The organism is Methylobacterium sp. A49B (assembly GCF_053346215.1).
Window position 1 is genome coordinate 1 of record NZ_JBKFBO010000004.1, and the last position, 3,108, is coordinate 3,108.

The 3,108-nt window shown below is 70.2% G+C and carries 5 protein-coding genes; all 5 read right to left on the bottom strand.

The genetic code is table 11. From position 1 onward, the window contains the following. Positions 1-181: MucR family transcriptional regulator (locus ACLBX9_RS00445; protein ID WP_447717519.1), on the bottom strand; the 181-nt coding region annotated here is incomplete at its 3' end. 584 nt (positions 182-765) lie between these two features. Continuing rightward, entirely contained in the window at positions 766-990 is a 225-nt protein-coding gene (locus tag ACLBX9_RS00450; RefSeq protein ID WP_010687571.1) for a hypothetical protein, read from the bottom strand. A 158-nt stretch (positions 991-1,148) separates the two neighbouring features. Then, positions 1,149-1,757: a PAS domain-containing protein gene (locus ACLBX9_RS00455; RefSeq protein ID WP_447717520.1), complete on the bottom strand. Its 609-nt coding sequence runs from the start codon at positions 1,755-1,757 to the stop codon at positions 1,149-1,151. A gap of 152 nt (positions 1,758-1,909) precedes the next feature. Next, positions 1,910-2,059, bottom strand: a complete 150-nt coding sequence (locus ACLBX9_RS00460) for a hypothetical protein (protein WP_010687569.1) — start codon at positions 2,057-2,059, stop codon at positions 1,910-1,912. Positions 2,060-2,157: 98 nt separating this feature from the next. Further along, positions 2,158-2,682, bottom strand: a complete 525-nt coding sequence (locus ACLBX9_RS00465) for a GAF domain-containing protein (RefSeq protein WP_447717521.1) — start codon at positions 2,680-2,682, stop codon at positions 2,158-2,160. Positions 2,683-3,108 lie beyond the last annotated feature (426 nt).

The following is a 3,108-nucleotide window of genomic DNA, read 5'->3' on the forward strand; positions in this document are numbered from 1 at the left end:
CCGCCGCGCCGGTCTCGACCGTCAGCGTACCGGCGACGAGGCCGGCGATCGCGCCGTGCACGCGGGCGATCAGCGCCGGCAGCTCGGCGGGCGGAACGGAGTTGTTCGACACGTAGGCGGCGACAAGCTCGGCGGTGAGCGCGGTCAGGGCTCCGGCCTTCTCGTCGGATGCTTCGATCATAAGATGTCCTTTAGAACATGGTGCGGCTGGCTATAATCTGGGCTGCGGAAAGATTTAAAGGAAGTAGATTCGACTCATTATGGTTAATCTATCGTAAAGATCCGGCGATGCGTGGACGTGAAGCCGGCTCCGCATCGCGGGAGGCCGAGGCGTTTCTTCAGGCGGGGACCGCCCGGTGAGGCCGGATCGTCGGCCGCAGGCCTGTGACGGAACGCGACGCGCGCCTTCTCCCGGGCAGGCCAGGGGAGAGGCCCCTTCTCAAGCGGGCGGGTGCGCGCGCTGAGACCACGAACCTGTGTCGTCCCTGGCCATCGCGGGGCGGTGCAGGCGGCACCGTTTCGCTCGACCCTTCACGAACCCCCACCCCTGGCCCGTCCCCACGCCCTTGAGCGATCCCGGGCGAGGCCGGGAACGCCAGGGGCGGGGACAAGGGTGCTCGTGTTCGGACAATGGCGTCAGACCGAGGCGGGTGGCTCCGCAAGCCCTGGGCGCGGGCGCCCAGGGTATCGGACCCTCGCCCGCCGACCCGGACCGGCGGGATGGCCGCGCCGTATCCGCGTGGCGGGCCGTCGCATCCGGCCGCGTCAGCCGGCCCCGTACCCGCCCTTGCGGTTGTCCGGCTGGCGCGGCGTCGGCCTGTCATCGTAGCCGCCGCTCTCGGGGGCCGCATCGGAAGCGGGATCTGCGGGGCCCGGCGCGTGCGGGCCGCTTCCGCCGATCGCGGGATCGACCGCCTTCGTCTCACGGGCCGGCCGACCCGGCGGAACCGAGCGGAAGGCTTCCCGCGCGGCCTCGACATCCTGTCCCATGCACCCCTCCTGTCCAGCCTTTCCGCAGGCTGTGACAGGCCAAAACCGCAGTCCAGGGCAAGTTCCCGAGCCCGCGCGCGAGGCCGGCGGTCCGTCACGCACCTGTGCCGGGCGCCTCCCGCTTCCCGCCGTCCCCGGCGGATGCCGGTTCCGCCAGATCAGTGGGATCCGTGATCGCGCGCAATGGCGCGCCCGAGGCTCATCAGCAGCATGTCGGTGGCGATCCGGACCTCCGCGGCCGCGTCGTCGCCCAGCGTCCGCTTGAGGGCGATGGCCAAGTCGGTGGCCCGCTCCAGGGGGTTGCCCACCGCAGCCTCGCCGCTGAAGACGTAGCGATCCTCGCCCTCGCGCATCTCGGTGATGTCGATGATGATGCCGCGGGCCCGCACCGGGTGGCCGATCGCGTTCTGGAAGGTCCGCCCGCGGCTGAGCAGCCAGCGGACCGTCCCGTCCGCGGCCACGACGCGGTACTCGGCCAGCACCAGCCCCCCCGCCCTCACGGTCCGCTGGACGTGATCCAGCAGCCAGTCGTGGTCGTCCGGGTGCACGGCCGCCAAGGTCTCGGGACCGCTGATCTCGGTCTCGGCGCGCGAGGGGTCGCCGGTCAGGAGCCGCGCCGCGCCGGTATCGTACACCATGGTGCTGCGCACGATGTCCCAGTCCCAGGTCCCGACCACGCAGGAGGCGTCCAGGGCGGCGCGCAGCCTGTCGAGCGGTTCGCTGAAGCCGTCGATCGCGTTGACCGGCGCCTTCGAACGCTGTCCCATCGCCCAAAACCTCCCTGACCGTTCAGACTAATCTGGCGCAAGATCGTGCCAATTCACCCCGGCCCGCAGCAATATCACGGCTCCGCGATGAATCGACCTGTCGCCCGGCTCATCCGCGCGCAGGGCCGCGCGGGCGGCGGACCGGCCGCTGGCTACTTCCGCTGGCCGGTGGGATTGGGCGTAGCGGAGGTGTCCGGCGATACGGGCGGGTTGACCGGGGTTACCGTCGACCACGTGGCGGCGATCAGCACGATGGCGGCCAGCATGGCCGCGAAGATGCCGATGAGGGTCAGGCGCTTCATGGGCTGAACAGAGGTGTCCGGACGGAGAGATCGATGCCCGGGAACCCTCGGGACACCCGGAACGATCCCGCCGCCTGCCCGACGTCCCGTCGCGTCCCCTACGGCTTGGGAGGCGCCGCCGGGCGGGGAGCGGAAGGCTCGGTCCGCACCCGCGCCAGGGCGGCGGCGGCGCCCTGGGCCAGCGCTTCGAGCCGGCAGACGGTCGCGTCGTCGGGGATGACCGACGCGCACCAATAGGCACCGAGCGCGGCCGTCGGTTCGGGCGAACCGATCGGCACCATGGCAAGGCTGCGCATCGAGGTGAGGCGGTAGAGCTCGGCCGGGACGCGGACATCGCATTCGATGTCCGGCACGATCGCGGTCGCGTCGTTGAGCATGGCCCAACCCGAGACGCAGGCCGTCAGCGGAAATTTTCGACCGCACCAGAGCGGCTCGATGGCGTCCTCGGCCACGTAGAACGATGTGTCGCCCTCCCGCAGAACCACGGCGATGCCGTCGGACCCCGCGATGGCCCGCGCGGTCCGCTTGAGGATGGTCACGACCTCGCTGAGCGAGCCGGCGGCTGCCAGGGCTGCCGTGGCCTGCGCCAGACCCCGGTCGGGTAGGAAAAGCGTCTCAGCCATGACGATGGCGTAGCGGAAAGAGGCTGCCGGGTCCACGCGGCAGTCTACGATGGCGCCCGCGGCCTTCGGAGTCGCCCCGCGAGGCGGACCTGCCGGCGAGCGCGCTTCGGATCAGTGCGACGACAACCTGCGATAGGATTTCGGCGCCGTCTGATACGATCGAGGCGAGCACCCGCGACGGCGCCGGAGATCTCTCCCCGGATACCGGCGGTATTCTGCGGCCAAACCGCTGTTCCGCAGCAGAACTCCTCAAATAGTTCCCTCCGATCGATCACGACGCCGCGATGATGTGCTCTAACGCACCTTTCGGCCGAACCGTTCCGGACGGGCTCGGGCGCTGTTGCATCCGTGCACTATCGCCCGAGGACATCCTGCAGTTCCTGTCGCACCGCACACATCCCGTCCAACGGGAGACAGAGGACCAGA